This window comes from Paracoccus amoyensis, assembly GCF_014490725.1.
Lineage (GTDB): Bacteria > Pseudomonadota > Alphaproteobacteria > Rhodobacterales > Rhodobacteraceae > Paracoccus > Paracoccus amoyensis.
Window position 1 is genome coordinate 511,612 of sequence record NZ_JACOQL010000002.1, and the last position, 26,228, is coordinate 537,839.

The 26,228-nt window shown below is 59.9% G+C and carries 22 protein-coding genes and 1 pseudogene; 8 read left to right on the forward strand and 15 right to left on the reverse strand.

Annotated elements, in window-relative coordinates; genetic code table 11:
- Positions 1-14 precede the first annotated feature (14 nt).
- Positions 15-524, reverse strand: a complete 510-nt coding sequence (locus tag H4P12_RS07385) for a hypothetical protein (protein WP_187793012.1) — start codon at positions 522-524, stop codon at positions 15-17.
- Positions 525-645: 121 nt separating this feature from the next.
- Positions 646-882 (reverse strand): hypothetical protein, encoded by a 237-nt coding sequence (locus H4P12_RS07390; protein ID WP_187793013.1) that lies wholly within the window; start codon positions 880-882, stop codon positions 646-648.
- 261 nt (positions 883-1,143) lie between these two features.
- Between H4P12_RS07390 and H4P12_RS07395 the strand changes: the two genes are divergently transcribed.
- A complete protein-coding gene (locus H4P12_RS07395) occupies positions 1,144-1,785 on the forward strand; it encodes a DsbA family protein (RefSeq protein ID WP_187793014.1) in 642 nt (213 codons plus the stop codon).
- On the opposite strand, the gene H4P12_RS07400 is transcribed toward H4P12_RS07395, so the two are convergent.
- From H4P12_RS07400 to lysM, 4 genes are all read right to left on the reverse strand, one after another.
- Positions 1,786-2,628, reverse strand: coding sequence for a glycosyltransferase (locus H4P12_RS07400; RefSeq protein ID WP_187793015.1), 843 nt, complete (start codon positions 2,626-2,628; stop codon positions 1,786-1,788).
- Positions 2,629-2,646: 18 nt separating this feature from the next.
- Positions 2,647-3,741, reverse strand: a complete 1,095-nt coding sequence (locus H4P12_RS07405) for a glycosyltransferase family 61 protein (RefSeq protein ID WP_187793016.1) — start codon at positions 3,739-3,741, stop codon at positions 2,647-2,649.
- A gap of 92 nt (positions 3,742-3,833) precedes the next feature.
- The gene (locus tag H4P12_RS07410; protein ID WP_187793017.1) at positions 3,834-5,717 is read right to left on the reverse strand and encodes an acyl-CoA synthetase; all 1,884 of its coding nucleotides are present in this window, start codon (positions 5,715-5,717) and stop codon (positions 3,834-3,836) included.
- A 154-nt stretch (positions 5,718-5,871) separates the two neighbouring features.
- Complete coding sequence (gene lysM / locus H4P12_RS07415) at positions 5,872-6,360, reverse strand: peptidoglycan-binding protein LysM (protein ID WP_187793018.1); 489 nt, start codon at positions 6,358-6,360, stop codon at positions 5,872-5,874.
- Positions 6,361-6,537: 177 nt separating this feature from the next.
- On the opposite strand from lysM, the gene H4P12_RS07420 reads away from it, so the two are divergent.
- On the forward strand, positions 6,538-7,083 hold the full coding sequence (locus H4P12_RS07420) for a CAP domain-containing protein (protein ID WP_246449038.1): 546 nt from the start codon (positions 6,538-6,540) through the stop codon (positions 7,081-7,083).
- Positions 7,084-7,086: 3 nt separating this feature from the next.
- Here H4P12_RS07420 and H4P12_RS07425 read toward each other — a convergent pair whose 3' ends face one another.
- The gene (locus H4P12_RS07425; RefSeq protein ID WP_187793019.1) at positions 7,087-8,916 is read right to left on the reverse strand and encodes an ABC transporter transmembrane domain-containing protein; all 1,830 of its coding nucleotides are present in this window, start codon (positions 8,914-8,916) and stop codon (positions 7,087-7,089) included.
- A gap of 71 nt (positions 8,917-8,987) precedes the next feature.
- A complete protein-coding gene (locus tag H4P12_RS07430; RefSeq protein WP_187793020.1) occupies positions 8,988-9,620 on the reverse strand; it encodes a 5'-methylthioadenosine/S-adenosylhomocysteine nucleosidase in 633 nt (210 codons plus the stop codon).
- A gap of 106 nt (positions 9,621-9,726) precedes the next feature.
- Between H4P12_RS07430 and zapE the strand changes: the two genes are divergently transcribed.
- Positions 9,727-10,845 carry a cell division protein ZapE gene (gene zapE, locus H4P12_RS07435; protein WP_187793021.1) on the forward strand — a complete coding sequence of 373 codons (1,119 nt, stop codon included), beginning with the start codon at positions 9,727-9,729 and terminating at the stop codon, positions 10,843-10,845.
- On the opposite strand, the gene H4P12_RS07440 is transcribed toward zapE, so the two are convergent.
- Positions 10,842-12,113 carry a bifunctional folylpolyglutamate synthase/dihydrofolate synthase gene (locus H4P12_RS07440; RefSeq protein ID WP_187793022.1) on the reverse strand — a complete coding sequence of 424 codons (1,272 nt, stop codon included), beginning with the start codon at positions 12,111-12,113 and terminating at the stop codon, positions 10,842-10,844. The two genes, zapE and H4P12_RS07440, sit on opposite strands and share 4 nt — an antisense overlap.
- A gap of 44 nt (positions 12,114-12,157) precedes the next feature.
- Positions 12,158-13,098, reverse strand: a pseudogene (accD, locus tag H4P12_RS07445) (acetyl-CoA carboxylase, carboxyltransferase subunit beta).
- A 91-nt stretch (positions 13,099-13,189) separates the two neighbouring features.
- Here accD and cls point away from each other — a divergent pair.
- From cls to H4P12_RS07465, 4 genes are all read left to right on the forward strand, one after another.
- The gene (gene cls / locus H4P12_RS07450; protein ID WP_187793023.1) at positions 13,190-14,617 is read left to right on the forward strand and encodes a cardiolipin synthase; all 1,428 of its coding nucleotides are present in this window, start codon (positions 13,190-13,192) and stop codon (positions 14,615-14,617) included.
- 90 nt (positions 14,618-14,707) lie between these two features.
- Positions 14,708-15,406 (forward strand): DUF6478 family protein, encoded by a 699-nt coding sequence (locus tag H4P12_RS07455; protein WP_246449164.1) that lies wholly within the window; start codon positions 14,708-14,710, stop codon positions 15,404-15,406.
- 133 nt (positions 15,407-15,539) lie between these two features.
- Positions 15,540-16,640 (forward strand): carboxynorspermidine decarboxylase, encoded by a 1,101-nt coding sequence (gene nspC / locus H4P12_RS07460; RefSeq protein WP_187793025.1) that lies wholly within the window; start codon positions 15,540-15,542, stop codon positions 16,638-16,640.
- 40 nt (positions 16,641-16,680) lie between these two features.
- Positions 16,681-17,910, forward strand: a complete 1,230-nt coding sequence (locus H4P12_RS07465) for a saccharopine dehydrogenase family protein (RefSeq protein ID WP_246449040.1) — start codon at positions 16,681-16,683, stop codon at positions 17,908-17,910.
- A gap of 451 nt (positions 17,911-18,361) precedes the next feature.
- On the opposite strand, the gene H4P12_RS07470 is transcribed toward H4P12_RS07465, so the two are convergent.
- Positions 18,362-18,775, reverse strand: coding sequence for a pore-forming ESAT-6 family protein (locus H4P12_RS07470; RefSeq protein ID WP_187793027.1), 414 nt, complete (start codon positions 18,773-18,775; stop codon positions 18,362-18,364).
- 400 nt (positions 18,776-19,175) lie between these two features.
- Here H4P12_RS07470 and H4P12_RS07475 point away from each other — a divergent pair, with 400 nt between their 5' ends.
- Positions 19,176-21,335 carry a malate synthase G gene (locus H4P12_RS07475; protein WP_187793028.1) on the forward strand — a complete coding sequence of 720 codons (2,160 nt, stop codon included), beginning with the start codon at positions 19,176-19,178 and terminating at the stop codon, positions 21,333-21,335.
- 58 nt (positions 21,336-21,393) lie between these two features.
- Here the strand turns inward: H4P12_RS07475 and H4P12_RS07480 are convergent, their stop codons facing one another.
- The 4 genes from H4P12_RS07480 to H4P12_RS07495 are packed head-to-tail and all read right to left on the reverse strand — an operon-like array spanning position 21,394 to position 26,202.
- Positions 21,394-22,227 carry a shikimate dehydrogenase family protein gene (locus tag H4P12_RS07480; RefSeq protein WP_187793029.1) on the reverse strand — a complete coding sequence of 278 codons (834 nt, stop codon included), beginning with the start codon at positions 22,225-22,227 and terminating at the stop codon, positions 21,394-21,396.
- Positions 22,228-22,249: 22 nt separating this feature from the next.
- On the reverse strand, positions 22,250-24,139 hold the full coding sequence (locus H4P12_RS07485; protein ID WP_187793030.1) for a bifunctional sugar phosphate isomerase/epimerase/4-hydroxyphenylpyruvate dioxygenase family protein: 1,890 nt from the start codon (positions 24,137-24,139) through the stop codon (positions 22,250-22,252).
- A 12-nt stretch (positions 24,140-24,151) separates the two neighbouring features.
- Entirely contained in the window at positions 24,152-25,690 is a 1,539-nt protein-coding gene (locus H4P12_RS07490) for a tripartite tricarboxylate transporter permease (RefSeq protein ID WP_187793031.1), read from the reverse strand.
- Positions 25,690-26,202 (reverse strand): tripartite tricarboxylate transporter TctB family protein, encoded by a 513-nt coding sequence (locus H4P12_RS07495; RefSeq protein ID WP_187793032.1) that lies wholly within the window; start codon positions 26,200-26,202, stop codon positions 25,690-25,692. Before H4P12_RS07495 ends, H4P12_RS07490 begins: the two co-directional genes overlap by 1 nt.
- Between the last annotated feature and the right edge of the window lie 26 nt (positions 26,203-26,228).

Here is a 26,228-nt window from a genome sequence, read left to right on the forward strand (position 1 = left end):
CCTTTGATCCATGATCAACTGACAAAAACCGTATCGATATCCAGATAAGCGCCGGGCGTCTGTAGATAGAACTCGACCCGGATGGTGGGGAAACCGTAGCGGTTTTCTGCCCGCAGATATTGATATGAGGTCCCATCCAGTGCGCACATGATCAGCGACCAGTCATTGCCGACCCGGAAATTGGTTCCGTTGGAATTTTCGGGCCTGCTCTCAAGCCCCAGTGACCACAACTTGAAGTGACCCTGCACGGGCGGTCCCCCGGGCGCCGCGCGAATATATGCCAACGCCCCGACGCTGAAATTCATGGCATTGTCGGCCTGAGCGGGTTGCGCCCCCGAGGTCGATGGGATGGCAAAATCGGTTCCGACTGACCCATCCACGACATCGCTTTTGGCGCGCAGGAAGTTTTGGCCCGATCTGGCAGTTCCGTCGTTGATAATCGCCATTGTGACTTGATTTGCACCGTTGATGCGATTCCAGCCGGCCAGCCCGGTCTCGAAGGTCGAGTTTCTGAGGTAAGCCAATTTCGTACTCCGCTTTACAGAAAAATATCAATTCAACTTGAAAACATGTTCTGACTGACGGTGGTGGCCAACACCCTGGCCAAGTCCGTCGTCGTTCGTGGCCTGCAAAGCCGCATACGACCTATGCGTTCTCCCTCTTTTCATGAAAACAGCCGGATTGCCGAACGGGGGGCGTGACGGCTGGTTGCGTTTCGGGATTCGCGACCCGCACCTTTACCCCGGCCTCTTGTGCGGGGCTGGCAGGCTGCTTGGTCGTCTGGACATCTTGCGCCAGCGCAGGCGCCGCCAGTAGGCTGGTCATGGCGATAAGCATGATGAAACGGTGCATGGCTTCGTCTTTGAAAGCGTAGCGGATCACCCCAATACCATGCGCCCGAATCGCGCAAACTTCTACAAAAACCGGGTTTCAGTGCAGCCTATCCTTTTGGGATGGCAGGTCTTTGGCGATGGCGGCAGGAAAGCACGCAAACTTTTGCCAGAGCATCATTTTCCGGCTCATCGGGCAGAACGGGTCTGACGGCAAAGTGAGGGGTGGCCCCTCGTGTCTTGGTCTGCGGATGCGCTAAGGTCGCGTCACGCCATTGGCGATATTCGCCGATTTCAGCCGAAAGGATTTGCCATGCCGACCCGTCGCCTTGTTCTTGCCAGCGGTGCTGCCCTTGGCGTTGTCCATGCTCTGCCGGGTTTTGCGCAGACGACCGATCGGGCAAACCCCATGCCGGAAGAATTGCGACAGGCGTTGGAACGTGATCCGACCTCGCCCGTTCTGGGCAATCCGCGGGGTAACATCACGCTGACCGAATTTTTTGATTACAACTGCCCGCATTGCAAAAAGATGGTCGGCACGATCCAGCAGATCGTGTCTTCTGATCCGCAGTTGCGCGTGACCTATCGTGAATGGCCGGTGTTTGGGCCGGGCTCCGAATTTGCGGCCCGCGCGTCGCTGGCGGCGCTGAGTCAAGGCAAATACTGGCAGTTCCACGCCGCACTTCTGACCATGAAGGACCGCGCCGAGGAGCCAAGCGTGATGCGTATCGCCCGTCAGGTAGGGCTGGATGAGGCGAAACTGCGCGCGGATATGCAGGCCGAAAATGTTGATAAACATATCCAGACCAGCTCCGAACTGGCCGAGCATATGGGCCTGGTTGGCACGCCGACCTTTATCTGCGGCGACGAAGCGGCCTTTGGCGAATTGAGCTTGGCCGATCTGCGGGAACTGATCGAGCGCGGTCGCAAGACTTTGGGTGTAGAGGCCGCCTGATCAGCCCATCATCTTGTCAAAGCTGCACAGCGCCAGCCCTTCGGGCGTCAGATAGTCAAAGTGACGCTCGACCGCGCGCTGCACATCATTCTTTGATGCCAGCGACATGCCGCGTTTGCGCAGAACTTCGGGTGCATGACGCGGTGTGTCATTGTCGCCGCGATGCGTCACGATATTGGGAAAATGCGGATCGGTGACGGCGACCAGTCGTTGCGGGATCGCGTAATGACCATAGTCAAAGATCGTGCGCGACGTGTGGCGAATGCAGGCACCGGCGCTAAAGAAAGGGCTGAACCAGTTATAGATCCCCTCGGTCGGGCCGTCCGTGACACAGTAGAAAATCGACGGAAAGCTGACCGCGAAATGCGCGTTCCGCCACATGCAGACGGCGTGACGGCGCAGGCGGCGGATATAATCCTTGGCCACGCAATCATCGTCATCCAGCCGGAATTGCATCGTATCCTTCAGGTCCAACCCGATCTCTTCGGCCACCTGTTTGATCGCGTCTGAAATATGGGTGGGCGGCAGAAAGCGTAGAACGACCTGTTCCACGCCGCGACAGATGTCCCGCAGCTTGTCCTGATATTCCTGCGGCATGCGGTCCGATGAGATAACCAGAAGCTGAAAATCCGCGTCAGACTGATTTGCCAGCGATCGCAGCGTCAGGTGTTGAAAGGTTTGCAGTCGCGCCTCGATCCGGGTGGGATCGAACAACTCCAACGCCTGCGTTGCATAGATCCCCTCCAGCGCCTCGTCAGGCTGGTTCCTGTAGATTTTCCAGTCGCCGCGACCCAACATGGAAAAGCGGCAAACACCCAGAATTCGTACGTCGCGGTCGTTCATGTCGGGATGTCCTGCGGTTTAGGCGTCGTTGAGGCGTTCGATGGGTTTGCGGACAAGACCCTCGGTCAGGCTGCGGGTATTGGCATAGTCGATGCTGCTCTCCATCAGCTCTTTTGAGGGTGCTTCCCAGATACCGGCATCCTGGATGAAGTCGATCTCTTGCAATTTGCGGGCCAGAACCTCGTGGTCCAGCTCGCCCCAGCTCAGGTGGTTGGATCTTATTTGGGCCTCTTCCATCCAGTTGGCTGCAAGTGCGTCGATGATATGGGGCGATTTCCCGGTCATGCCTTCGATCTGCAACGCAATCGAGTCATGGGCATTGTTGTCACGGCGCAGGATGAAGGCATATTCCTGCGACGGGTTTGCGACCATGCCTGCGATATGAAAGGCCGAACTGTCGACGCCGACGATATGCGTGGCTGATTTGTAGACGCGCAATTGATCGACCAGGGGCATCCGTTCCGGGTTGATGACGGTATAGCCCTGACGCGTGAAATTTTCTTCCAGCGCCTGCTCGGCCAGAACACCGCCACGACCAAAGAACTTGGTGCGCGAGATATAGATCTTGCGCGGTTCGTCATCGGGCACGCGGACCGTCAGCTTGCGCATCGTTTCGCGATATTCGGGCGTGCCCCTGGCGATCTTGCCCAGCCCAAAGCCTTGGCCGGGAACCAGTAATTCCTCGACCTCGATGGCTTCATGGGCGACGTTGATCTCTGCCGTCAGCCCCAGCAGGTTCCAGTAATCCAGCCGGTAAGCCCGAAAATCCGTCAACTTGCCATGTTTAGGCACAAAGATGACACTTTCGATATCGTCGCGATCAAAGGCCCAGCAGCGCGACATGGTTTCGGTCATGAAATGCCCGAAATGGCCATAGAACAGCCCGCCCCACATGTGCCGGCCTGAAATTTTTGCGGTCGGGACCGTGTCTGGGCTGCCGCCAACGGTCATTCGCACGCCACCACGCCACAGCGACGCGTGCAGGCAATCCCCATCGGCCGAATAGACCCCACAGGGGGGCCGCAGCACCGTAGCGGTGGGCGGGCAGATAACGGCGTTCTTCAGCAGAATGATTTCGCGGGACCAGCCTTCGTCGGGTAGTGGTTCGCTCATGGAATATCCTTGGTCGTAAGCTCAGGGCGGCGCGCGGAATGTTGCGCAGCGTCTTAGCCAACTTCGTCCAGATCCGAAAGGTTTTTCCGCGATCAGACCCATTCCCACGGGCACGTAAACTCTCCCAGCCTGGATTTGACGACGGCTTCATCGGTCGAGGCATTGCGCGTCAGGCGGGCCACCAGGCCGCGTTTCTTATCCTCGATCACCTCGGCCACGGTCGCGCCCGTGCCTTGCAAGGCGGCGTCGTAGACGCGTTTGATTGCCAGCTTGCGCAGATCGGGTTTGAAAATCTTGCCAACGGCGGTCTTGGGAAGCTCTGGCAGGATTTCCAGATATTTCGGAATGGCAGCGCGTTCATGGATATGGGTGCGCGCGTGTTCCATCAGGTCTTCGACTGTGACGGACGCATTCGCCACAAGTTCGACATAGGCGCAGGGCAGTTCGCCAGCGAAGGCATCCGGTTGGCCAATCGCGCCTACGAAGGCGACGGCCGGATGGCTTAGCAAACCGTCCTCGATCTCGGCCGGGTCGATGTTGTGGCCGCCACGAATGATCAGATCCTTGGCGCGTCCGGTGATCCACAGATAGCCATCCGCGTCCAGTCGGCCCAGATCGCCGGTCCGCAGATAACGGTCTTCGGTGAACAGGCGATGGTTCTTGTCCGCTTCGGTATAGGTCGAGCCGGGAAAGACACCGGGGTTCGAGATGCAGATCTCACCGACCTCATCGACGCCACATTCATGCACATTTCCCACATCGTCATGGTTCAGGATGCGGACATGGGTATAGGGCAGGGGGATGCCGACGGAACCGACCTTTTTCAGGCCATCCACCGGGTTGCAGCTGACCAGACAGGTCGCCTCGGTCAGACCATAGCCCTCGGAGATTTCGACGCCGGTCGCTGCCTTGAAACGGTTGTAAAGTTCGATCGGCAACGGGGCCGAGCCCGAGATGGCTGTCCGCAGGGTCGCTACATCCGCATTCACCGGGCGCTGCATCAGCGCCGAAATGGCTGTCGGCACGGTGATCAGGAAGGTGCATTGCCAGCGTTCCAGCAGCTTCCAGAAGTTGTCGAAAACGCCGTCGCCGCGATAGCCAGCGGGTGTTGGCATGACCACATGGGCCCCCGAGGCGATGCAGGACATCAGGATCGGGTAGGCGGCAAAGACGTGGAACATAGGCAGCGGGCACATCAGCACGTCGGTTTCATCAAACAGCAGCGATCCGCCCAACCAGCCATTGTAGATCATGCCGGAATATTTGTGCTGCGCGACCTTGGGCGTGCCGGTGGTGCCGCCAGTGTGGAAATAGGCGGCGATGCGGTCTTCCTGCACGTCCTCGAAATCCAGGCGGTTGTGATTCTTGCCGCTGGTTGCGGCTTCGAAATCCAGAACGGTGGCGTGATGGCGGGTTTTGACCTTTGGCCGGATCAGGGGGACGATGAATTTCTTCAGTCCCGTCAGATGGCGGTTCAGGTCAATCTGCACGATATGGGTGATGTTGGGCGCCTTGGCCACGGCTTCGGCAGCTTTTTCGGCGACATCTGTTTTCGGGAATGCCTTCAGCGTCACCAGCACCTTGGCGTTGGTTTCCCGCAGGATGCCAGCGATCTGTTCTGCATCCAGAAGCGGGTTGATCGGGTTGACGATCCCCGCCGTCGCGCCGGCAACAAGGACGACTGGCGTTTCGATACTGTTGGGCAGCAGATAGGCCACGGTGTCGGTTGGGCCGACGCCAAGACTGCGAAACAGGTTGGCGGTCTCCGTGACCCGGTTCAGGAAATCACTCCAGGTCAGGGTCGTCGAATGGTCTTTCGGGCCGGCCAGAAGCTGAAAACTGATCGCGGGACGGTCGGGAAAGCGTGCGGCGGTGCGAGCAACAAAACCGTAGAGGGTTTTTGGCAGATCGCGTGCCTCATAAGGCATTTCCGCCTCAATGGCGTCGCGGTTTTCATAGCTTGCAAAGCGGCTCATGTATCCTCCCCTTCCGGGACGACATCATCAGTCCCGCTCCGGTGCCTAACATGGGCCAAGTGACGGAACACGGGCAAGCATTTTGGCAGAAATATGATGTAAAACGCGGCGTCAGACGGTGCTGACGCCGCGCAGACAGGGTTTCCCAGGTCGATTATTGCGGGATGCGCAGTTTCTGACCGGGATAGATTTTGTCCGGATGGCTGAGCATCGGGCGGTTGGCTTCGAAAATGGCGTTGTATTTGTTGGCATCGCCCAGATATTTCTTTGCGATGGCTGACAGGGTTTCGCCTTTTGCGACGGTGTGGAAAACGGGCTCTTTCGCGTCCCCCTGGGCTGGCGGCAGATCGGCTTCAACCTTGGCGATGCCTTCGATATTGCCGACGGCCAGAATCAGCTTCTCAAGCGTTTCACGATCTGCACCGCGCGTTTCGATCTTTACCGTGTCGCCGCGAAGGGTCAGATGCACGTCGTCTTTGTCCAGGTTGAGCGCCTTCAATTCGGCCTTCAGCGCATTCACCTTGCGGGTCGTTTCTGCGTCCTGAGCCGGTTTTGCTGCCGGTTCGGCGGCTTTCGGCGTAGCTGCTTCGGCCTTGCCGAAAATCGATTTTCCTGCGTCTTTTACAAAGTCCCAGATGGCCATTCTGACTGTCCTTTCGGGTGAGTGTGGTCATTTCTGGTGCTTAACGCGTGGGCCGGTCAAGGGTTCCTGCGGCGGAAACCCGCCTCCGTTAGTAGATTATCAACCATTGGTTGTGTATGAGGGATTCGTCCGGGCGAGCTTCCGGGCAGGCAACATTCCATAGGAAAGCTCGATAAGATGAAACTGATGAAGTCCATGCCACTCATGGGCTGTCTGGCGCTGCTCGCCGCATGCGCCCAGCCAACGACACACGCCTCGACCAAAAACCCGGTAAAGGAACCGCATGATGTGCAGGCAAGCATTGCAGGTGACGCGACCTGCCTGAAAACCAGCGCCACGCAAAATCATCACGGGGCGACGGCGACGAATGCGATGCGACAGCAGGCGGGCTTGCAGCCGGTTCGCGCCAACAATCTGCTGGCTCAGGTCGCGGCCAGCCATGCCTGTGACATGGCAAAGCGCGGAACGATGACGCATCGGGGCACGCGGACCTCTGGTCCGGGGGCGCGGGTCAAGGCGGCGGGCTATCGACCGATGGTCACCGCCGAAAACATTGCGGCGGGGCCGTTCAGCCAGTCGAATGTTTTGCATGCCTGGAACACGTCGTCCGGTCACCGCGACAATATCATGATCCCACAGGTCCGCGAATACGGCATCGGTCAGGCCATCGGCGCAGATGGGCGGACCCGCTTCTGGGCGGCTGTCTATGCCGCGCCGAAATAGGGATCAGTTCGCAGCCAGACCCGATGGGGGTTCTGCGTCCTCATCGACCAGCGGCAAGGCGTTGTCGGTAAACTGCATCCGCGCAAGGCGGGCATAAAGCCCGCCTTCTGCGACCAACGCGTCATGCGTGCCTTCGGCCACGATGCGGCCATGTTCCAACACGACGATGCGATCAGCCTTTTTGACCGTGGCCAGACGATGGGCGATCACGATGGTCGTGCGGTCTTCGGACAATTGCGCAACGGCCGCCTGCACCAACGCTTCGGATTCGGCGTCCAACGCGCTTGTCGCCTCGTCCAGAAGCAGAACCGGCGCATCGCGCAGGATGGCGCGGGCGATGGCGATACGCTGGCGTTGGCCGCCTGACAGCATCACGCCGCGTTCCCCCAATGGGGTTGCATAACCCATTGGCAGGGCTTGGATAAACGCATCCGCATGGGCCGCACGGGCGGCGGCCTGCACGTCGGCATCCGTGGCATCGGGGCGGCCAAGGCGGATATTGTCAGCGGCGGATGCGGCGAAAATCACCGGGTCTTGCGGCACCAGCGCCATCGCCTGGCGGAAATCATCGCGGCGCATATCGCGCAGGTCGATCCCGTCCAGCGTAACGCGCCCCGTCGCCGGGTCCCAGAAACGCTGAACCAGTTGAATGACCGTCGTCTTGCCCGCGCCGGAGGGCCCAACCAAGGCCACGGTTTCGCCGGGGTGAATCGTCAGGCTGATCCCCTCTAGCGCGGAGGTATCGGGACGGGTCGGGTAGTGGAAACTGACACCCTCCAGCACGATCCTCCCCTGGACCGGGCGCGGCAAAAGCACCGGATTGGCGGGATCCGTCAGGTTGTCTTCGGCTGCCAGCAATTCGCCCAGCCGTTCGGTTGCGCCTGCCGCCCGCTGCAATTCGCCCCATATTTCCGACAGCGCGCCCGAAGAGGTGGCCACAAGGATCGCGTAAATGACGAATTGCACCAATTGCCCGGCGGTCATCGCGCCTGTGCGCACATCGCGCGCGCCCATCCACAGCACCCCAATCACGCCGGCAAAGATCAGGAAGATCACAATGGCGGTCATCAGCGCCCGCGTCTTGATCCGGGTCAGCGCGACATCAAAGGACTGTTCGGTCGCCGCATCGAACTGTTCGATGCTGCGGGCTTCGTGGGTATAGGCCTGCACGGTCTGCGCGGCCAGCAATGTTTCGGACGCCGCCCCCGATGAGGCTGCGATCCGGTCCTGATTAGCCCGCGACAGCCGCCGCAGCCTGCGGCCCAACACGATGATCGGCACAAGGATCGAAGGCACGATCAGCAACACAAGCGCCATCAGCTTGACCGAGGTCAGGGCCAGCATGGCCAGCCCGCCCGCAAGAATCAGCATATTTCGCAGCGCGATGGACAGCGACGATCCGATCACGGATTGGATCAGCGTCGTGTCGGTCGTGATCCGCGACAGAATTTCGCCAGTCATCACGCGTTCAAAAAACGCCGGGCTTAGCGTGACGACGCGGGCAAAGACGGCTTTGCGAATATCGGCCACGACACGTTCGCCCAACCGGGTCACGAAGAAATAGCGCGCCGCCGTTCCGACGGCCAGCAGCGCGACAATAGCCAGCGCCGCGCCGAAATATTCGTTCAGCAGCCCCGCGCCATCGTCAAAATTGTCCACCACACGACGCACAGCCAGCGGCAGGACCAGACTGATGGCCGAGGTCAGCGCAAGCGCCAGCAGCGCAATCAGAACCTGTCCGCGATAGGGCAAAACAAAGGGCAGCAGCGCGCGCAATGCACCCACCTTTTTGCTGGTCGGTCGATCTTCCAATGAGGGAGTGCCGCGTGCCATCGCAACCTTTTCAGTAACAAAACCTGGGCCCGTTTAGGCCCGGGGCATCATAAGGACAAGCGTCGCGGCTGTTAAAGCTCTATATCGCCGTCTGAAATTGCCTGCGACAATGCGTCCACGGCGGCGGCCAGCCTTGCGTCCACGACATGCAGATATTGCGTCCAGTCCGTCAGACTTTGCAGCTCGGCCGCGCCGTCGGATATGCCACGCAGCCCGATCAGCGGAACGCCAAAGTGCTGCGCCGCCCGCAGATGGGCGAAGGTTTCCATATCGACCATGTCCTCGGGGATGTCATCATAGGCCTCGCCGCTGACGATATTGGCGCCGGTGGACAGGGTCGCATCAGGCACATTGGGGATCCGCAAGGGCAGGCCGACCCGGATCGGCAGATCCAGAAGCGGTGTCTGCCCCTTGTCGAAACCCAAGGGAGAGGCATCCATATCGCGATACCCCACGCCGGTGACCTGATACACCTCGCCCTGCATCAGGCTGGCCGACCCGGCGGAGCCAAGCGAGACGATCAACTTGGGCAGGCTGTGCATCTGCGCCAGTGCCAGGGTCAGTTTGACCGCGCCTTCGACCGGGCCGATGCCGGTGAACAGCGGATTGATCCGCTGGCGCAGATGGTCGCCATATTCGGTATCCACCGCCATCACGAACAGGACGGGCACCCCGGCGATCAGATCGGGCGTTGGTCGCGTCATCGGTATTCCTTTCCGGCTTTGGTCTGGCGTGGCACAGGCCAGCAGGGCGGGTCAAGCCGTTGAATTGGCACTTGTCTGCGATTCAGCAACGTGCAAATTGCAGTCCATGGGCAAGATCACTGACCTGTATCGACAGCGCGTGGCCGAAGGGAAACTGACCCCCGATCCGGCGCAAGAATCCGTTCTGCCATATATGGACCGCGTTTTGGCTGAATTGTCATCGGGTTCCGGCGCGGGAAACAAGCCGAAATCCAGCTGGCGTTCCTTCTTTGGCAGTCGCGAACCGGCCGATGGGCGGGCCCAGATCAAGGGCTTGTATCTTTGGGGCGGCGTCGGGCGGGGCAAGTCGATGTTGATGGACCTGATGGCCGAAGCCTCTCCGGTTCCGGCGCGACGCGTGCATTTCCACGAATTCATGCAGGAAATTCAGGCCGGGCTGAATGCCGCGCGTAAACGTGGCGATCAGGACACCGTAAAACCCGTCGCGATAGAGGTGGCACGCAAGGTGCGCCTGCTGTGTTTCGACGAAATGCAGATTACCGATATCGCGGATGCAATGATCGTGGGGCGCCTGTTTCAGGTGCTGTTCGATCAGGGCGTGGTGGTCGTCACGACATCGAACCGCGTGCCCGAAGATCTGTATAAGAATGGCCTGAACCGTCAGTTGTTCCTGCCCTTCATCGGCCTGATCCGCGAACGGATGGAGGTCGTCAGGCTGGACAGTGAAACCGATCACCGGCAGGGCCGCACAACCGGCGGGCAGGTCTGGTTCAGCCCAGCCAATGCCGAGGCGCGGGCACAGATGGATGCGATCTGGGCGGACCTGACCAAGGGTGCCGAGGTTGCGCCCTGCGTGATCACGGTGGGCGGGCGCAGCTATCAGCTCCCGGCCTCTACCGCCGATGCGGCGCGGGGCAGTTTCTGGGATTTGTGCGCACAGCCTTTGGGTCCGGCGGATTATCTGGCGCTGGCGCAGCGGGTCAAGGTGCTGTTGATCGACGAAATTCCACGCCTGTCATCGTCCTATTACAACGAGGCCAAGCGCTTCGTGACCCTGATTGACGCCCTGTATGAGGCCAAGGTGCGCCTGATCGCCAGCGCCGCGGATCAGCCGGAACAGCTTTATAATGAAGGCGAGGGCAGCTTTGAGTTTGAACGCACGGCCAGTCGGTTGCGCGAAATGCAGGATGCTGACTGGGGTGTGCAGGCGGAAAAGCGGGATTAACCGTTCTCGCGCAGAATACGCCCGGCCAGATACAGCGAACCGCAAATCAGGATGCGGGCATGCGGGGTGTTGGCGATGATATCGCGAATGGCATCCGCCGCCGAGGCGGCTGTTCGGGCGCTTATACCGGCATCCGCCGCAAAGCCAGCCGTCTCTTGGGCAGTCAGGGTGTTCTGTTCGCCCGGTATGCTGATTGCGGTCAGGCTGGCAACATGCGGGGCCAGCGGGCGCATATAGCCTGTGACGTCCTTGGTATTCAGCATGCCGCAGACCAGATGGGTTGGCCGCTTGGGCATTGTGGCAAGCGTTGCTGCCAGGGCCTCTCCGCCTGCCGGGTTGTGACCGCCATCCAGCCACAATTCGCCCTGCGGCCCGGTCAGTTCAACCAGCGGGCCATGCGTCAGCCGCTGCATCCGCGCGGGCCATTCGGCCGTGGTGACAGCGGCCATCGCCTGCGCATCCGTCGCACCCAACTGGCGCAGCGCCGCAAGCGCGGTTCCGGCATTCTGGATCTGGTGCGGGCCGATCAGGTTGGGCAGGGGTAAATCCCACAGGCCAAGATCGTCCTGATAGATCATCCCGTCGCGATCCGGCGCAACCATCCAGTGCTGGCCGTAGGCATGGATCGGCGCCGACAGGCCCGAGGCGCGGTTTTCGATGACCTGCAACGCTTCATCCTGTTGTGGGGCAATGATCACCGGCACTTCGCGCTTGATGATTCCGGCCTTTTCGGCAGCGATCAGGGGCAGCGTGTCGCCCAGATATTGCGTATGGTCGATGCTGACCGGGGTGATCACGGTCAGTCGCGGTGTGTCGATGACATTGGTGGCGTCCAGCCGCCCGCCAAGCCCGACCTCCAGCAAGGTGTAATCGGCCGGAACGCGCGAAAATGCCAGAAACGCCGCCGCCGTTGTGATTTCAAAGAAAGTGATGGGCTGACCGTCATTCACGGCCTCGCATTCCTCCAGAAGCGCCGCCAGATCGGTTTCCGGGATCAGATCCCCGGCCAGCCGGATACGTTCGTGGAACCGCGCCAGATGCGGCGATGTATAGGCGTGGATGCGTTTGCCCCCCGCTTCCAGCCCGGCGCGGATCATGGCCTGCGTTGACCCCTTGCCATTGGTGCCCGCGATATGGATGACCGGAGGGATATGGCGTTCCGGGTTGCCAAGCGCGGCCAGCAGGCGGTGCATCCTGTCCAGCGTCAGGTCGATGACCTTGGGGTGCAAGGACATCAGCCGGTCAAGGATCGCGTCGGAATCGCTCATGTCAGCACCGCTTGGGGTGCTTGACCCCGCTTAGGATTGATGGCTTAGCCCGCTTTCTTGAGCTGCTCTGCCGGTTTGGCCGTCGTCGCGGCCAGTTCTTCGGCTGTGGGCGAGGGCAGATCGGCCTTGGTCGGCGCGGGCATCTTGCCCACCATGCGCAGGATCGAGATCAGTTCGTCCCGCATGTTCTTGCGATGCGTGACGCGATCCAGCATCCCATGTTCCAGCAGATATTCCGCGCGCTGGAACCCTTCGGGCAGCTTTTCGCGAATGGTCTGTTCGATGACGCGCGGCCCGGCGAAACAGATCAGAGCGTTCGGCTCGGCGATCTGGATATCGCCCAGCATCGCATAGCTGGCGGTGACGCCGCCCGTTGTCGGATGGGTCAGCACGACGATGTAGGGAATACCCGCCTCTTTCGCATTTCGACGGCAACGGTCGTGCGCGGCATCTGCATCAGCGACAGGATACCTTCCTGCATCCGCGCGCCACCGGCTGCCGAAAACAGCACCAGCGGGCGTTTGGTCTTCACGGCTCGTTCGGCGGCGGCGATGATCGCGTTGCCGACATACATGCCCATGGACCCGCCCATGAAGCTGAAATCCTGGGCGGCGGCGATGATGGGCGTGCGGCCCATTTCGCCTTCGGCGACCAACATCGCCTCTTTTTCGCCGGTGGATTTCTGCGCGGCCTTCATCCGTTCGGGATATTTCTTCTGATCGCGGAATTGCAGCGGATCGGCGATCGGTTCGGGCACCTTCACCTCGACAAAGGCGCCTGCGTCGAACAGCGATGCAAAGCGTTCGCGCGGCGAGATCTGCATATGGTGGTCACAGTTCGTGCAGACGTTCAGGTTGTTCGATAATTCGCGATGAAACAGCATCGTCCCGCATTCGGGACACTTGGTCCACAAATTCTCGGGCACCTCGCGGCGCGAGAAGAGCGAGTTGATGCGCGGGCGGACGTAGTTGGTGATCCAGTTCATTCGCGGGCGACCTCGGGCTTGTTGCAGCTTTGGAAATAGGCCGCATGAGAGGGAATTGCAATTGCCGGGGCGACCGCAGATGATGCGCGGCATGTGGGCTTCTGCTTTTGTTCTGATCAATACCGCGCTGACATGGACGCTGATTGCCCGCGTGCTGATCAGGCCAAGGCTGGACCCCTCGGTCCGGCTGGCCTGGATCATGGTGATCGACGCGGTTCCGGTGGTTGGCATCCTGGCCTATGTCCTGTTCGGCGAGGTTCGGATGAACCATGCCGAGGTGCAGCGCATGGCCGACGTTCGTGACCGGCTGACGGGGCTGCGCACGCCCAGCCCGCATCTGGTGGCCCGACCGCCGGAATATGCGCGCACGATTGTCGCGACAAATGCCGCGGTTGGCGGTATGGCGGCGCTCTCGGGCAACAAGATCACGTTGCTGGAAGAATCCGATGCCGTCATCGACCATATGGTTGATGCGATCGACAGTGCCACGGACCATGTTCATATCCTGTTCTACATCTGGCTGCCCGATCACAGCGGCCAAAAGGTCGCCGATGCCGTCAGCCGCGCGGCAAGCCGTGGCGTGCAGTGCCGGATCATCGTCGATGCCCTTGGATCGCGGTCGCTGGTGCGGTCGGAGCTTTGGGGACAGATGGAAAAGGCCGGCGCGGAATGCGTGACGGCCTTTCCCTGGGGGCTGCCCTTTGTCAACATCCTGTTCAAACGCCTGGACCTGCGCAATCACCGCAAGGTTCTGGTCGTGGACAACAGGATCGGCTTTACCGGCAGCCGCAACTGTTCTGACATGGCTTTTGCCGTGAAGCCGCGCTTTGCCCCCTGGGTTGATGTCTTCTTTGCGGTCAAAGGCCCGGTGGTGCGCCAGTTGCAATCGGTTTTTCTGGCGGACTGGATGAGCTATACCGGACGCGATCTGGGCGACATGCTGCAACTGGTGGACGCTGTCGGTGATCCGGGCGAGGTGGCACAGGCCATCCCGACCGGCCCCGACCGTCGCGCGGGCAGCATTTCCGACTGCCTGATCACCATGCTGGCAACGGCCCAGGAAAGCGTCACCATCACAACACCCTACTATGTTCCCGATGCGGCGCTGGATTCCGCGATCCGTGCGGCGGCACGGCGAGGGGTGCATGTGACCATGATCCTGCCTGCCCGGAATGATTCGCTTGTCGTCGGCGCGACCAGTCAGGGGTTTTATTTTGGCCTGCTGTCGGCGGGGGTGCGGCTGATGCTGTATCAACCTGGGTTGCTGCACGCCAAGATCATGACCGTCGATGACCGCATGGCGATGATCGGCAGCGCCAATCTGGATCGCCGCAGCTTCGAATTGAATTACGAAATGAACATGTGCGTCTTTGATGCCGGTTTTGTCGACGATCTGAATGCCCGGCAGGCCACCTATATCGAGAGATCCCGTGAAATGACCCTACGCGAAGTCAGGGATTGGAGCAGGTTGCGGCGGCTGCGCAACAACCTGTTCGCGCTGGCATCGCCATTGCTGTGATGCGGCAAAGCGGTCGAATGCTTGTTTCGGACGATCGGCACAGCTATCCCGGATGGACCGCCGTCAATGACGGGATGGCATGGGCAAAGGATGAAAGCATTGGGCTGGAACAGGCTTTGGCAACGCAGACGCTCTGACGCAGCCGGGCAGAGGGTTGCTGGGCAGGGGCGTGTAGTCGCAGACCGCTCTGTCATGCGCCGCATTGAAACTGCACATGGACTGCCAGCCGTGAATCCCGGGACCGATTGGCAGTGGCGGCCTGTGTCACTGTCCGGCACGATACAGCCGGCCATTCTGGAGAAGCCTCAGGTCGGATGTGGTTTCGGGCCAGAACTGACCCTTTGGCACGATTGCCCGGACTGTGCATTAAGCCTGCGACAGCTTGTCGGTCTGGGAAACCCTGACTACGCCCTGCAATTCGAGGGGCGCGATTTCGGCGGCGAATATCTGTCCGTGTCGATGAATCTGCCGGATGAACTACTGGCCGATCTTGGCCCTTTTCATGTTCTGCGGGTTGATGGCGCGTTCAGCGCCACGGCATCAATTATTGTCTATGCGCGGCTTAATCTGGTTCAGGGGCCGAATACGGCGAAAATACTGCGTCAATTGGGCGAGCCCATCGACGGGCAGGGTGCCTTGCGTCTGGCCGAATTTGATCTTGCCTATGCCGATATTTCTCCTCGGGCGGTGGACAGGGCGTGGCTGGATTTGATCTTGCAATCGCCGGGTCAGAACACTGTCACGGTGCATGATCTGGTGATGTCGCGGCATCCACGAGCACAGTTCTGACCGCAATTCTGACCGCAAGCTGTAGGCCGAACTGTCATCAAACCGACACCATGCTTATGGCTTTTCTTGCGAAAGATGGGTGCGATGGCTATATCGTGCCTTTCTTGTTTTGCGCCCGACGCGAGGAAGCTGGATGAGCGAACTGCAAACGCCCTTTTACCTGATCGACATCGCCAAGTTGCGCGGCAACATGGAAAAGGTTGCTTATCTGCGCGAACGGTCAGGGGCCAAGGCTTTGCTGGCACTGAAATGCTTTGCCACATGGTCGGCCTTCGATTTCATGCGCGACTTCATGGATGGAACAACCTCATCCTCGCTGTTCGAGTTGCGTTTGGGGCACGAGGAATTCGGCAAGGAAACCCATGCCTATTCCGTCGCCTGGGCTGACCATGAAATCGACGAAGCGATCAGCTATGCCGACAAGATCATTTTCAACAGCCTGTCGCAGCTTGACCGCTTTGGTGACAAAGCCAAGGGTATCACCACGGGCCTGCGCCTGAACCCGCGCTTTTCGACCAGCGGCTTTGATCTGGCCGATCCCGCGCGACCGTTTTCGCGGCTTGGGGAATGGGATATTTCGCGACTGGAAGCGGCCATGGATCGCATCAGCGGCGTGATGATCCATTATAATTGCGAAAACGGCGATTTCGACCTGTTCGATCATCAGTTGACGCGCATCGAAGCTGAATTTGGCGACATTTTGCAACGGCTGGATTGGGTCAGTCTTGGCGGCGGCATCCACTTTACCGGCGAAGATTATCCGTTGGACAAGCTGGCCGACCGGCTGAAGGCGTTTCAGGAAAAATTCGGCGTTCAGGCCTATCTTGAACCGGGTGAGGCCAGCATCACCAAAACCACGTCGCTAGAGGTGTCGGTGCTGGACATCATCAATAACGGCAAGGATGTCGCCATCGTCGACAGCAGTATCGAGGCGCATATGCTCGACCTGCTGATCTATCGCGAAACCGCCAAGCTGCCGCAGGACGGGGATCACGAATACCAGATCGCGGGCAAGACCTGTCTTGCCGGTGACATCTTCGGCGATGGACGGTTCGTCCGACCGCTTCAAATCGGGGACCGGATCAGCATAGCGGATGCCGCCGGTTATACGATGGTCAAGAAAAATTGGTTCAACGGTGTGGCGATGCCGTCCATCGCGATCCGCGAAGAAGATGGAACGATCCGTCTGGTTCGTGAATTCCCCTATGACGATTACAAGCGCAGCCTTTCCTAAGGCACCAACTTGTGCCCCTGACACGATAAAGGAGTCGGAATTGGCCAGAAAGAACGTCCTCATCATCGGCGCGGGTGGCGTCGCGCAAGTTGTCGCACACAAGGTCGCACAGCAGGCTGCCGAATTCGGCGATCTGCATATTGCGAACCGGACGAAATCCAAGGCGGATGCGATCATCGCCTCGTTGCGCGAAAAGGGGCACAAGATGCCCTTTACCAGCCACACGCTGGACGCGATGGATTCGGCGGCGGTGGCGGCGCTGATCGAAAAGCTGGACGTGAAGATCGTCATCAATGTGGGCACGGCTTTTGTGAATATGACGGTTCTGGAAGGCTGTATCCGCGCCGGTGCAGCCTATATCGACACCGCGATCCACGAAGACCCGGCCAAGGTTTGCGAAACGCCACCCTGGTATGGGAACTACGAATGGCGGCGTCGCGATGATGTGGCCAAGGCGGGCATCACCGCCATTCTGGGCGCCGGTTTCGATCCGGGCGTGGTGAACGCCTATGCCCGCTTTGCCGAGGATGAGTATTTCGACAAGATCGACAGCATCGACATTGTCGATATCAACGCCGGTTCGCATGGCCGTTATTTCGCCACGAATTTCGACCCCGAGATCAATTTCCGCGAGTTTACCGGCACCGTCTATGCGTGGCAGGGCGGCAAGTGGACTGAAAACAAGATGTTCGAGGTGGGCCGCGAATGGGATCTGCCCGTCGTCGGCAAGCAGAAGGCCTATCTGTCCGGTCATGATGAGGTTCACAGCCTGTCGGCCCGCTACAAGACGGCGGACGTTCGTTTCTGGATGGGGTTCGGCGATCACTACATCAACGTGTTCACCGTGCTGCAAAGCCTTGGCCTGCTGTCCGAACAGCCGGTGAAAACCGCCGAGGGGCAAGAGGTGGTTCCGCTGAAACTGGTCAAGGCCGTGCTGCCCGATCCGGCCAGCCTGGCACCCAACTATACCGGCAAGACCTGCATCGGCGATCTGGTCAAGGGCAAAGGCCCGGACGGCAAGGAAGCCGAGGTGTTCGTCTACAACGTCGCCGACCACAAGGATGCGTTCAACGAGGTCGGCAGTCAGGGCATCAGCTATACCGCCGGTGTGCCGCCCGTGGCCGCTGCCGTGCTGATCGCCCGCGGCATCTGGAATGTGAAGAAAATGGTCAATGTCGAAGAGTTGCCCGCGCGGCCGTTCCTGGAGCTGTTGGGCGACATGGGCCTGCCCACCCGCGTGATTGACGCGACAGGGGATCATCCAATCTGATGGTGTGATCAGGGAAGAGAGAATGGCGGTCCATTGGGCCGCCATTTTGTTGCTAAAGCTTTGCTCAACAGGCTCATTATCGATGATACATGGAAATGCCTGATGGACTTAACCAGAGTGAGGTTTAACGTCAAAAGGCGGTTTTCGAGGTGGCTCGGTGTTGCTGCGGCCTGGCTCGTCGTGGTTCGGTTATGAGCCCGGTAATGATCAAAAATGATCGAACTGCCGCTGAACTCTGGAATCCTGATGGAACTCAAATGACTTCGGGTGATCGGAAACGGCATGGTGAAACGATGACGAAGGAGAAGTCTTCGTTCCTTGTGTCAAAAGATGGGCAGGCAAAAATACGCCAAAAATTCAAGATAGGGGTCAGATCCTAAACCTTACAAAAAGCGGGACGGCGTTTGGCCGCCCCGCTTTGCTACAGGCATACTCAATATGACGGTGCCGATTATCCCTCGGGCAGCTGTGCTGCGACCTGATTGACGGCGGCTTCAATTTGTTTGCACTGCGCTTCGACCGTGGTGCCCTGCTGGGAAGCGGCATCGGCCAAGGCGATTTCGGTTTCGCCGATGGCGACGGTGCCTGCGGCGCCCTTTTCCTCGGCTGCGGTGCCCGCATCGGCGTCACCTGGGGGCAGCATGCCCAGCATCTTTTCCTGCGCGGCAACGGCTTCGGCGCCGGTAAAGCCCTGCTCCTGGCAATGCTTCAGGATTCCCAGCTGATTGCGCGCGGCCAGATAAGCCTGAGACGGGTCGATCGCGGTTGCCTGCGGAGCCTGTGCAGGGGCCTGCGCGGCAGTTTGTGCGAAAGCTGCCGGGGCGGTCAGGGCGATCCCCAGTGCGAGTGCGATATGACGATACATTCAGAACTCCTTGTGTCCGTCTTTATGGGCGCACGGTATGGTGCGCTTGATCAGATAACCGCCTTAATCGGAAATTGTTCACGCATTGTGACAGATTGAAAGAATTTAGCGAGGTTCCGCCGATCGTCTGCCAAGCGCCATAGTTCGGTCAGCAAATTTCGGCTTGGCCCCACACAGTGAGATCACCCGTGATCATAACGACGTCAGATCCGCCAAATCCGCCGCTTTTGCCGTCCCTGTCATTGGGCTGGTTATTATTCCCAAAAATGGAAAAGTATTCCAAACGATCTTGGAAAATCACATTGTCTCGCATATGCAGAGCGCCATATTGTACCCCAAGGTATACCGGATTCGGGGATGTCGCGCGTCCCGTCCAAAGCGGTGGAAGAGGAGATCTGTGATGAGCGATACTGCATATACGACCAGGCATGGCCTTGAAGTTGCCACAGAATTTGCGACCTTTGTCGAAAACCAGCTGCTGCCCGGAACGGGTGTCGAGGCGGATCGCTTCTGGTCGGGTTATGCAGAGTTGCTGAATGATTTCGTGGGTGAGAATCGCGATCTTCTGGCCCGCCGCGAAGAGTTGCAGACCAAGATCGATGAGTGGCACAAGGCCCGTGGAAATCAGGAATGGGACGCCTCTGCCTATCGCGACTTCCTGACCCGGATCGGCTATCTGGTCCCGGAACCTGCCGCATTTGCCATCGACAACGGGAATGTTGACCCAGAGATCGCGTCGGTTGCCGGGCCGCAGCTTGTCGTTCCGGTCAGCAATGCACGCTTTGCGCTGAACGCTGCCAACGCCCGTTGGGGGTCGCTGTATGATGCCGCCTATGGGTCGGATGTGATGGGACCGCCCCCGGCTGGTGGCGGCATTGATCCTGCGCGCCGTGACAAGGTCGTTGTCTGGGCGGCGAAGTTTCTTGACGACACTTTCCCGCTGACATTCGGCAGCCATGCTGACGTGACCGGATACCGGGCGGACCCGGACGGCTTGCACGCGACCGTCGATGGCAAGGATGTCGCGCTGAAAGACCCGTCGGCTTTTGTCGGCACGCGTCAGGCCGGCAAGGATACCGGATATGTCCTGCGCCATAACGGGTTGCATGTGGAACTGGTCATCAACTCCGACCATCCCATTGGCGCTGCCTCGAAATCGGGCCTGCGCGATGTGGTGATGGAGGCGGCATTGACCGCCATTCAGGATTGCGAAGACAGCGTTGCTGCGGTGGACGCCGAAGACAAGGTCGGCGTTTATGCCAACTGGCTGGGTTTGATGAAGGGTGATCTGACCGAAAGCTTTGACAAGGGCGGCAAGACGATGACCCGCCGTCTGGCCGATGATCGTATCATATCAGCGCCCGATGGCAGCACGGTCATCCTGCCGGGGCGTGCGCTGCTGCTGGTGCGTAATGTGGGCCATCTGATGACCACCGATGCGGTCAAACTGAACGGGCAGGAAACGCCCGAAGGGTTGATGGATGCGATGGTCACGGTTGCCGCCGCCATCCACGATCTGAACCGCAGCGAAGGTCTGGGCAACAGCCGCGCGGGTTCCGTCTATGTGGTGAAGCCGAAAATGCACGGCCCGGACGAGGCCGCTTTTGCCGACCGCGTCTTTACCAAGGTCGAACAGGTGCTGGGCCTGCCGCAAAACACCGTCAAGCTGGGCCTGATGGATGAGGAACGTCGCACCAGCGCCAACCTTGCCGCTTCGATCAACGCGATCCGCAACCGCATCGTGTTCATCAATACCGGTTTTCTCGATCGCACGGGCGATGAGATTCACACATCGATGCAGGCGGGCGCCTTTGTCGGGCGTGACGGGATGCGTCAGGCGGGGTGGCTGTCTGCCTATGAGGATCGCAACGTGCTGATCGGTCTGGCTGCGGGGATGCGCGGCAAGGCGCAGATCGGCAAGGGCATGTGGGCCAAGCCCGACGCGCTGGCCGAAATGTTGCAGGTCAAGATCGGGCATCCGAAGGCTGGCGCGAATACCGCATGGGTGCCCAGCCCGACCGCCGCAACATTGCACGCGATGCATTACCATATGGTCAACGTCGCCGATGTGCAGGACCAGCTGGCGGGCAAGCCGGTTCCCGATCTGGACATCCTGCTGACGCCCGCGCTGGTCGGCGATACGCCCATGTCGCGCGAAGATATCCTGCGCGAAGTGGACAACAGCTGTCAGGGCATCCTTGGCTATGTCGTCCGTTGGGTCGATCAGGGCATCGGTTGTTCCAAGGTGCCCGATATCGACGATGTGCAGCTGATGGAGGATCGTGCGACCTGCCGGATCAGCGCGCAATACATGGCCAACTGGCTGGAGCAGGGCCTGATCACGAAGGATCAGGTTCAGGACGCGTTGCGCCGCATGGCGGCGAAAGTGGACAGCCAGAATGCGGGAGATCCGAATTATTTCCCGATGGCCCCTGATTTCGACGGACCGGCCTTCAAGGCCGCGGAAGATCTGATCTTTACCGGCACCAAGCAGCCGTCCGGTTATACCGAACCGGCCCTGCATGCCCGCCGGAAGGAAGCAAAGGCCCTGCGCCGCTAACCGCTTTCAGCCCTGACATATCCGGCAGGCATCCCGACGGGTGCCTGCCTGTTTCCGCTCAATACCGGATCGTGGCCAGTTCGCGCAACTCATCCGCCGTGGTGGTCGGGAAGCCGAAGAATTGCAGATAGGCCGGGATCTGTTCGAACAGCATGTCGGTGCCCACCTGTGTCATGCAGCCCCGCATCTTGGCAGCGGCAAGAAAGGCGGTTTCTTCGCTTTTCATCACCACCTCACCAACGAAAGTGCTGGCGTCGATGCGATCAACCGGCATCGGCATCGGATCACCCGGCGACATGCCCATTGGGGTGGCGTTGACGACGATGTCAAAGCCCGCGGGATCGTTGCTGCCGGTCGTGACCTCGATCTGCGGGCATGCGGCGCGGATGTTTCGGGCCAGCCTTTCGGCCGATCCACTGTTGATGTCATAAAGCGCCAGACGGGTTGCGCCCGCCCCCGCCAGCGACGCCGCAATGGCCGATCCGACGCCGCCGGTGCCGACGACCAGCGCCGATCCTCCCTCGACCTTGCGGCCTTTGCGGATCACGCCGCGAACGAAGCCTTCGCCATCGAACATATCGCCGATCAGGCGGCCATCAGCGCCACGCTTGACGGCATTGCAGGCGCCGCAGATCCGCACGGCCTGACTGACCTCATCCAGCAGCTCGACCACCTTGACCTTGTGCGGCATGGTGATCAGCGCGCCCGCGAAATTGCGCAACCGCGCCACAAGCGGCATGAAGTTCGTGAAGTCTTCGACCTCGCAGCCCATCGGGACGACCACGGCGTCTATACCCTTGGCCTCGAAATAGGGATTGTAGATCATCGGCGCTTTGAAACTTTCGGTCGGAACGCCGATATGTGCCAGAACCTTGGTGTAACCGGAAATCATCCGCGTCTCTCTCTGCTGGGGTCTAGGCGCGTGGAATGGCTTTGCCGCGCATCAGACGTTTCAATGCTGCAATCCGGAAAGGGGCGTTCAGTGCGCCATAACCCTCATACCCGCCGCGGCGCTCGACAATTTCAAAAAACAGACCGTTTTGCAGCGGTCGGCCATAGAATTGCAGAAAAGCGCGGCCATCGTCGTCGGCTTCATACAGGATGTTCCAGCGCCGCAACCGGGTGATGTCATCATCATCAAGGCCATATCGCGCCCGCAGATCGTCGTAATAGTTTTCGGGAATCGGCAGGGGCTGAAATCCGGCGCTGGCCATCCGCTGGGCACTGGCGAAAATATCCTTTGACGCCAGTGCAATATGCTGCACCGCCGATCCCATGCTGTCGACCAGAAAACCGCCCGCCAATGTGCGATGCGATTGCGCGCCGTTCAGCGTGATGCGGGTGCTGCCATCGGGGCTGGCAATTGCCTGACTGCGCACCAACCCGTCAGGGTCGATCACGTCGATCATCGGGAGACGTTGCAGATCAAAGATCGAACTGTAGAACAACGTCCAGCTTAGCATTTCGTCGTAATTCATCGTTTCGGCCAAATGGTCGACACGGGTCAGGCCGAAATCATGCGCCGCCTGCTCCGTCGACTGGAACTCGACCTGCCAGACGTCATCCAGCCCGCTTTTTTCGTCAATGAAATGCAGGATCGAGCCGCCGACGCCGCGAATGGCGGGAATGTCCAGTTCGCCCGGACCAAGCGGCTGGTGAAACAGCGTCGCATCCAGCGCGGCGGCGCGTGCCGTGGTCGCCTGAGCGTCCTCGACCCGCAGGCCGATATCGCAAACGCCGGTGCCGTGGTTCAGAAAGAAACTGTGGGCGAAGCCGGTTTCCTCGGTATTCAGCACGATCCGAATATCGCCCTGTTTCCAGACGGTGACCGATTTATTGCGATGCTGGCCTTCGCGGTGGAACCCCATCTGGCGCAACGCGGCTTCCAATGCCGGCGCCTCGGCAGCATTCGAGGCGAATTCGATGAACTCGACCCCCTGAACGCGGATGTTTTCGGGGATCGCGGGCAGATCGACCGTCAGTGCCGGTTCTGCCCGGCGGACCTGATCCATCAGCCAGATCAGCGACCGGTGCCCGTCACGAGCGATGCCATGCGGACTGCCGCCCCGGAACTGGTCGTTGAAGATTTCCAGCGACAGCGGGCCAGCATAGCCCGTTGCGGTGACGGCTCGCATGAAATCGACCACTGGCAGATCGCCTTCGCCGGGCATGTTGCGGAAATGGCGTGACCAATACAACAGGTCCATGTCGATCAATGGCGCGTCGGCCAGTTGGACGAAAAATATCTTGTCGCCGGGAATGCGGCGGATCGTTTCCGGGTCGATCTTGCGGCTTAGCGTGTGAAAACTGTCAAGGATCAGGCCAAGGTTTGGCTGATCGGCGCGGCGCACGATTTCCCATGCGTCGCGATGATCGTTGACATGGCGCCCCCAGGCCAATGCCTCGTATCCAAGGCGCAGGCCCCGTTCCGCCGCGATCCCGGCCAGTTCGGCCAGATCGTCGGCGGCACGGTCGATGCCGCCGAGGGCCTGCGGATGGATCGACGAACAGATCAGCATCTGTTCCGCCCCCAATTCCGCCATCAGGTCGAACTTGTGCCGTGCGCGGTCAAAGGCGCGGGTACGCAAAGGTTCGGGCAGCCCTTCGAAATCGCGGAAAGGCTGATATAGCATCACCTCCAGCCCGTGATCGCGGACCATCTGGCCGACTTCGCGCGGGCTGGCGGCGTCTTGCAGGAAATCCTGCTCGAATATTTCCAGCCCGTCGAAATCGGCATCGGCAATTGCCGCCAGCTTTTCGCGCAGGTTTCCGGCAATCGAAACAGTCGCGATCGAGGTTTTCATCAGCGTCTTTCCTTATGCGCCAGAGCCGGTGGTGTCCTGATCATGCGACGTTGCCGGGATCCCGGCCTTGCGCCGCAGACGCCGCCAGACCGGGGTCTGGCTGACAAAGATCAGCACGACCATTGTAAACAGAACCAATGACAGCGGGCTGGTCAGGATGCCTTTGAACAGGCCCGCAAGGCTGCCGTTTTCGGACAGAATCGCGCGGCGCCAGTTGTCGTCCAGAAGTCGCGACAGGATGACCCCCAGAATGACCGGTCCCAGCTGATAACCATAGGTCTTCATGAAATAACCCAGCACACCAAAGGCCAGCATCCAGTAGACATCCGTGATCGAGTTGTTGACCGCGTAAGAGCCGACGATGGACAAGAGCAGGATCAACGGGATCAGGACCGAACGCGGCATTTCCACGATCTTGGTAAAGATGCGGATGCCCGTCAGGCCAAAGATCAGCATGAAGATATTGGCCAGCATCAGTGCGCCGGTAATGAACCAGAACATCTGCGGCTGGTCGATCATCAGCATCGGGCCGGGGTTCAGTCCGTGGATGAACAGCGCCCCGATCATGATGGCGGTGACGGCATCGCCGGGAATGCCCAGCGTCAGCATGGGAATGAATGCGCCACCCACGGCTGCGTTATTGGCGGTTTCAGGGGCAACCAGGCCTTCCTTTGCGCCCTGGCCAAAGGGCACCTCGGGGTTTTTGGTGACGCGCTTGGCATGGTCATAGGCCATCAGCGCCGCAATATCGCCACCGGTTCCGGGCAACGCGCCGATGATGACGCCGATGGATGATGTCTGCAGCGACAGCGGCAGGTATTTGCGAACCGACGACCAGTTGGGCACGATGCGCCCGATTTTCTGCTTTACCGCCTGCTTGTCGATATGATGCAGCTGGGCCAGCGCCTCGGACACGCCGAACATGCCGATCATCACGGCGATAAAACTGATGCCGCCCCAAAGTTGGGTAAAGCCAAAGGTAAAGCGTTCCTCGGCGGTCAGCGGGTCCATCCCCACCGTGCCGATCAACAGGCCCATGGCCCCGGCAAAGATGCCCTTGATCAGGCTTTCGCCCGACAGCGACCCGACCAGCAGGATGCCCAGCAGCGCCAGCAGCATGTAATCGCGCGGCTGAAAGGTCAGGGCAAATTCGCTGACGGTCGGGGCTGCGATGGCCAGCACGGCAATACCGATGAGGCCGCCGACAAAGGACATGACGGTTGCAATGCCGATGGCTTCGCCGGCAAGCCCCTTTTGCGCCAGAGGGTAGCCGTCCATCGCCGTCGCAATCGCCGCTGGCGCGCCCGGAATGTTCAGCAGAATCGCCGTGCGCGACCCGCCATAAACGCCACCCATGAATATGCCCACCATCAGACACAGTGCAGGGTAAACGTCCCAGGTGAAGGTAAAGCCGATCAGGATCGACACCGCCATCGTCACTGACAGACCGGGAATTGCCCCGATATAGATGCCGGCGAAGGTTCCCGCCGCGACCAGAAACAACAGTTTCAGGTCCAGCCAGGGGATCAGGAAATATTCCAGCGCCTGCATCAGTTCGCTCCCCCGAAGAAACGCCCGATGGCGGCAAGAATTTCGCCCTCGGGGACGATTCCGGCGGGCATCAGGACGGTAAAGATCACGCGGAACACGACGTAGACGCAGATCAGTGCGAACAGCGACACCGAGACCGCGAAAACCAGGCCGCCACGTTGCAGGTAAAGGATCGACAGGAACAGAAACAGGAAAGAGGTCGGCAGAAAGCCTAGCGGCACCAGCAGCACGGCGTATCCGGCGATGAACAGCATCATCACGATGATGACCGGCGGCAGGATGTCCCGAAGAAACACGGTGCCGTCGCGGTCCGGTGTGCGGAAGTTTTCCAACAGGATCAGGCCGGAACTGACGACCATCGCAAAAGCAACCGCCATCGGCAACGAGCCGGGTGAGCTAAGCGATTCAAAGCCGGAAATCTTGTAAGCATTCCATAGCAGTATCAGACTGCCCAGAAACAGCAGGCCGTTGAAGCCCAACTCTCCTGCGCTGCGCTTGCGTTTGTCGTGCATGACCGTTCCTCCCGCCGATCAGAATG

Coding starts and splice junctions, on each gene's coding strand:
- H4P12_RS07495 (WP_187793032.1), bottom strand. CDS start 26,202: ATGCACGACAAACGCAAGCGCAGCGCAGGAGAGTTGGGCTTCAACGGC.
- H4P12_RS07405 (WP_187793016.1), bottom strand. CDS start 3,741: ATGAGCGAACCACTACCCGACGAAGGCTGGTCCCGCGAAATCATTCTG.
- H4P12_RS07425 (WP_187793019.1), bottom strand. CDS start 8,916: ATGGCACGCGGCACTCCCTCATTGGAAGATCGACCGACCAGCAAAAAG.
- H4P12_RS07420 (WP_246449038.1), top strand. CDS start 6,538: ATGAAACTGATGAAGTCCATGCCACTCATGGGCTGTCTGGCGCTGCTC.
- H4P12_RS07400 (WP_187793015.1), bottom strand. CDS start 2,628: ATGAACGACCGCGACGTACGAATTCTGGGTGTTTGCCGCTTTTCCATG.
- zapE (WP_187793021.1), top strand. CDS start 9,727: ATGGGCAAGATCACTGACCTGTATCGACAGCGCGTGGCCGAAGGGAAA.
- H4P12_RS07440 (WP_187793022.1), bottom strand. CDS start 12,113: ATGAGCGATTCCGACGCGATCCTTGACCGGCTGATGTCCTTGCACCCC.
- H4P12_RS07490 (WP_187793031.1), bottom strand. CDS start 25,690: ATGCAGGCGCTGGAATATTTCCTGATCCCCTGGCTGGACCTGAAACTG.
- nspC (WP_187793025.1), top strand. CDS start 15,540: ATGAGCGAACTGCAAACGCCCTTTTACCTGATCGACATCGCCAAGTTG.
- H4P12_RS07395 (WP_187793014.1), top strand. CDS start 1,144: ATGCCGACCCGTCGCCTTGTTCTTGCCAGCGGTGCTGCCCTTGGCGTT.
- H4P12_RS07480 (WP_187793029.1), bottom strand. CDS start 22,227: ATGATTTCCGGTTACACCAAGGTTCTGGCACATATCGGCGTTCCGACC.
- H4P12_RS07430 (WP_187793020.1), bottom strand. CDS start 9,620: ATGACGCGACCAACGCCCGATCTGATCGCCGGGGTGCCCGTCCTGTTC.
- H4P12_RS07470 (WP_187793027.1), bottom strand. CDS start 18,775: ATGTATCGTCATATCGCACTCGCACTGGGGATCGCCCTGACCGCCCCG.
- H4P12_RS07410 (WP_187793017.1), bottom strand. CDS start 5,717: ATGAGCCGCTTTGCAAGCTATGAAAACCGCGACGCCATTGAGGCGGAA.
- H4P12_RS07485 (WP_187793030.1), bottom strand. CDS start 24,139: ATGAAAACCTCGATCGCGACTGTTTCGATTGCCGGAAACCTGCGCGAA.
- lysM (WP_187793018.1), bottom strand. CDS start 6,360: ATGGCCATCTGGGACTTTGTAAAAGACGCAGGAAAATCGATTTTCGGC.
- H4P12_RS07475 (WP_187793028.1), top strand. CDS start 19,176: ATGAGCGATACTGCATATACGACCAGGCATGGCCTTGAAGTTGCCACA.
- H4P12_RS07455 (WP_246449164.1), top strand. CDS start 14,708: ATGAAAGCATTGGGCTGGAACAGGCTTTGGCAACGCAGACGCTCTGAC.
- cls (WP_187793023.1), top strand. CDS start 13,190: ATGTGGGCTTCTGCTTTTGTTCTGATCAATACCGCGCTGACATGGACG.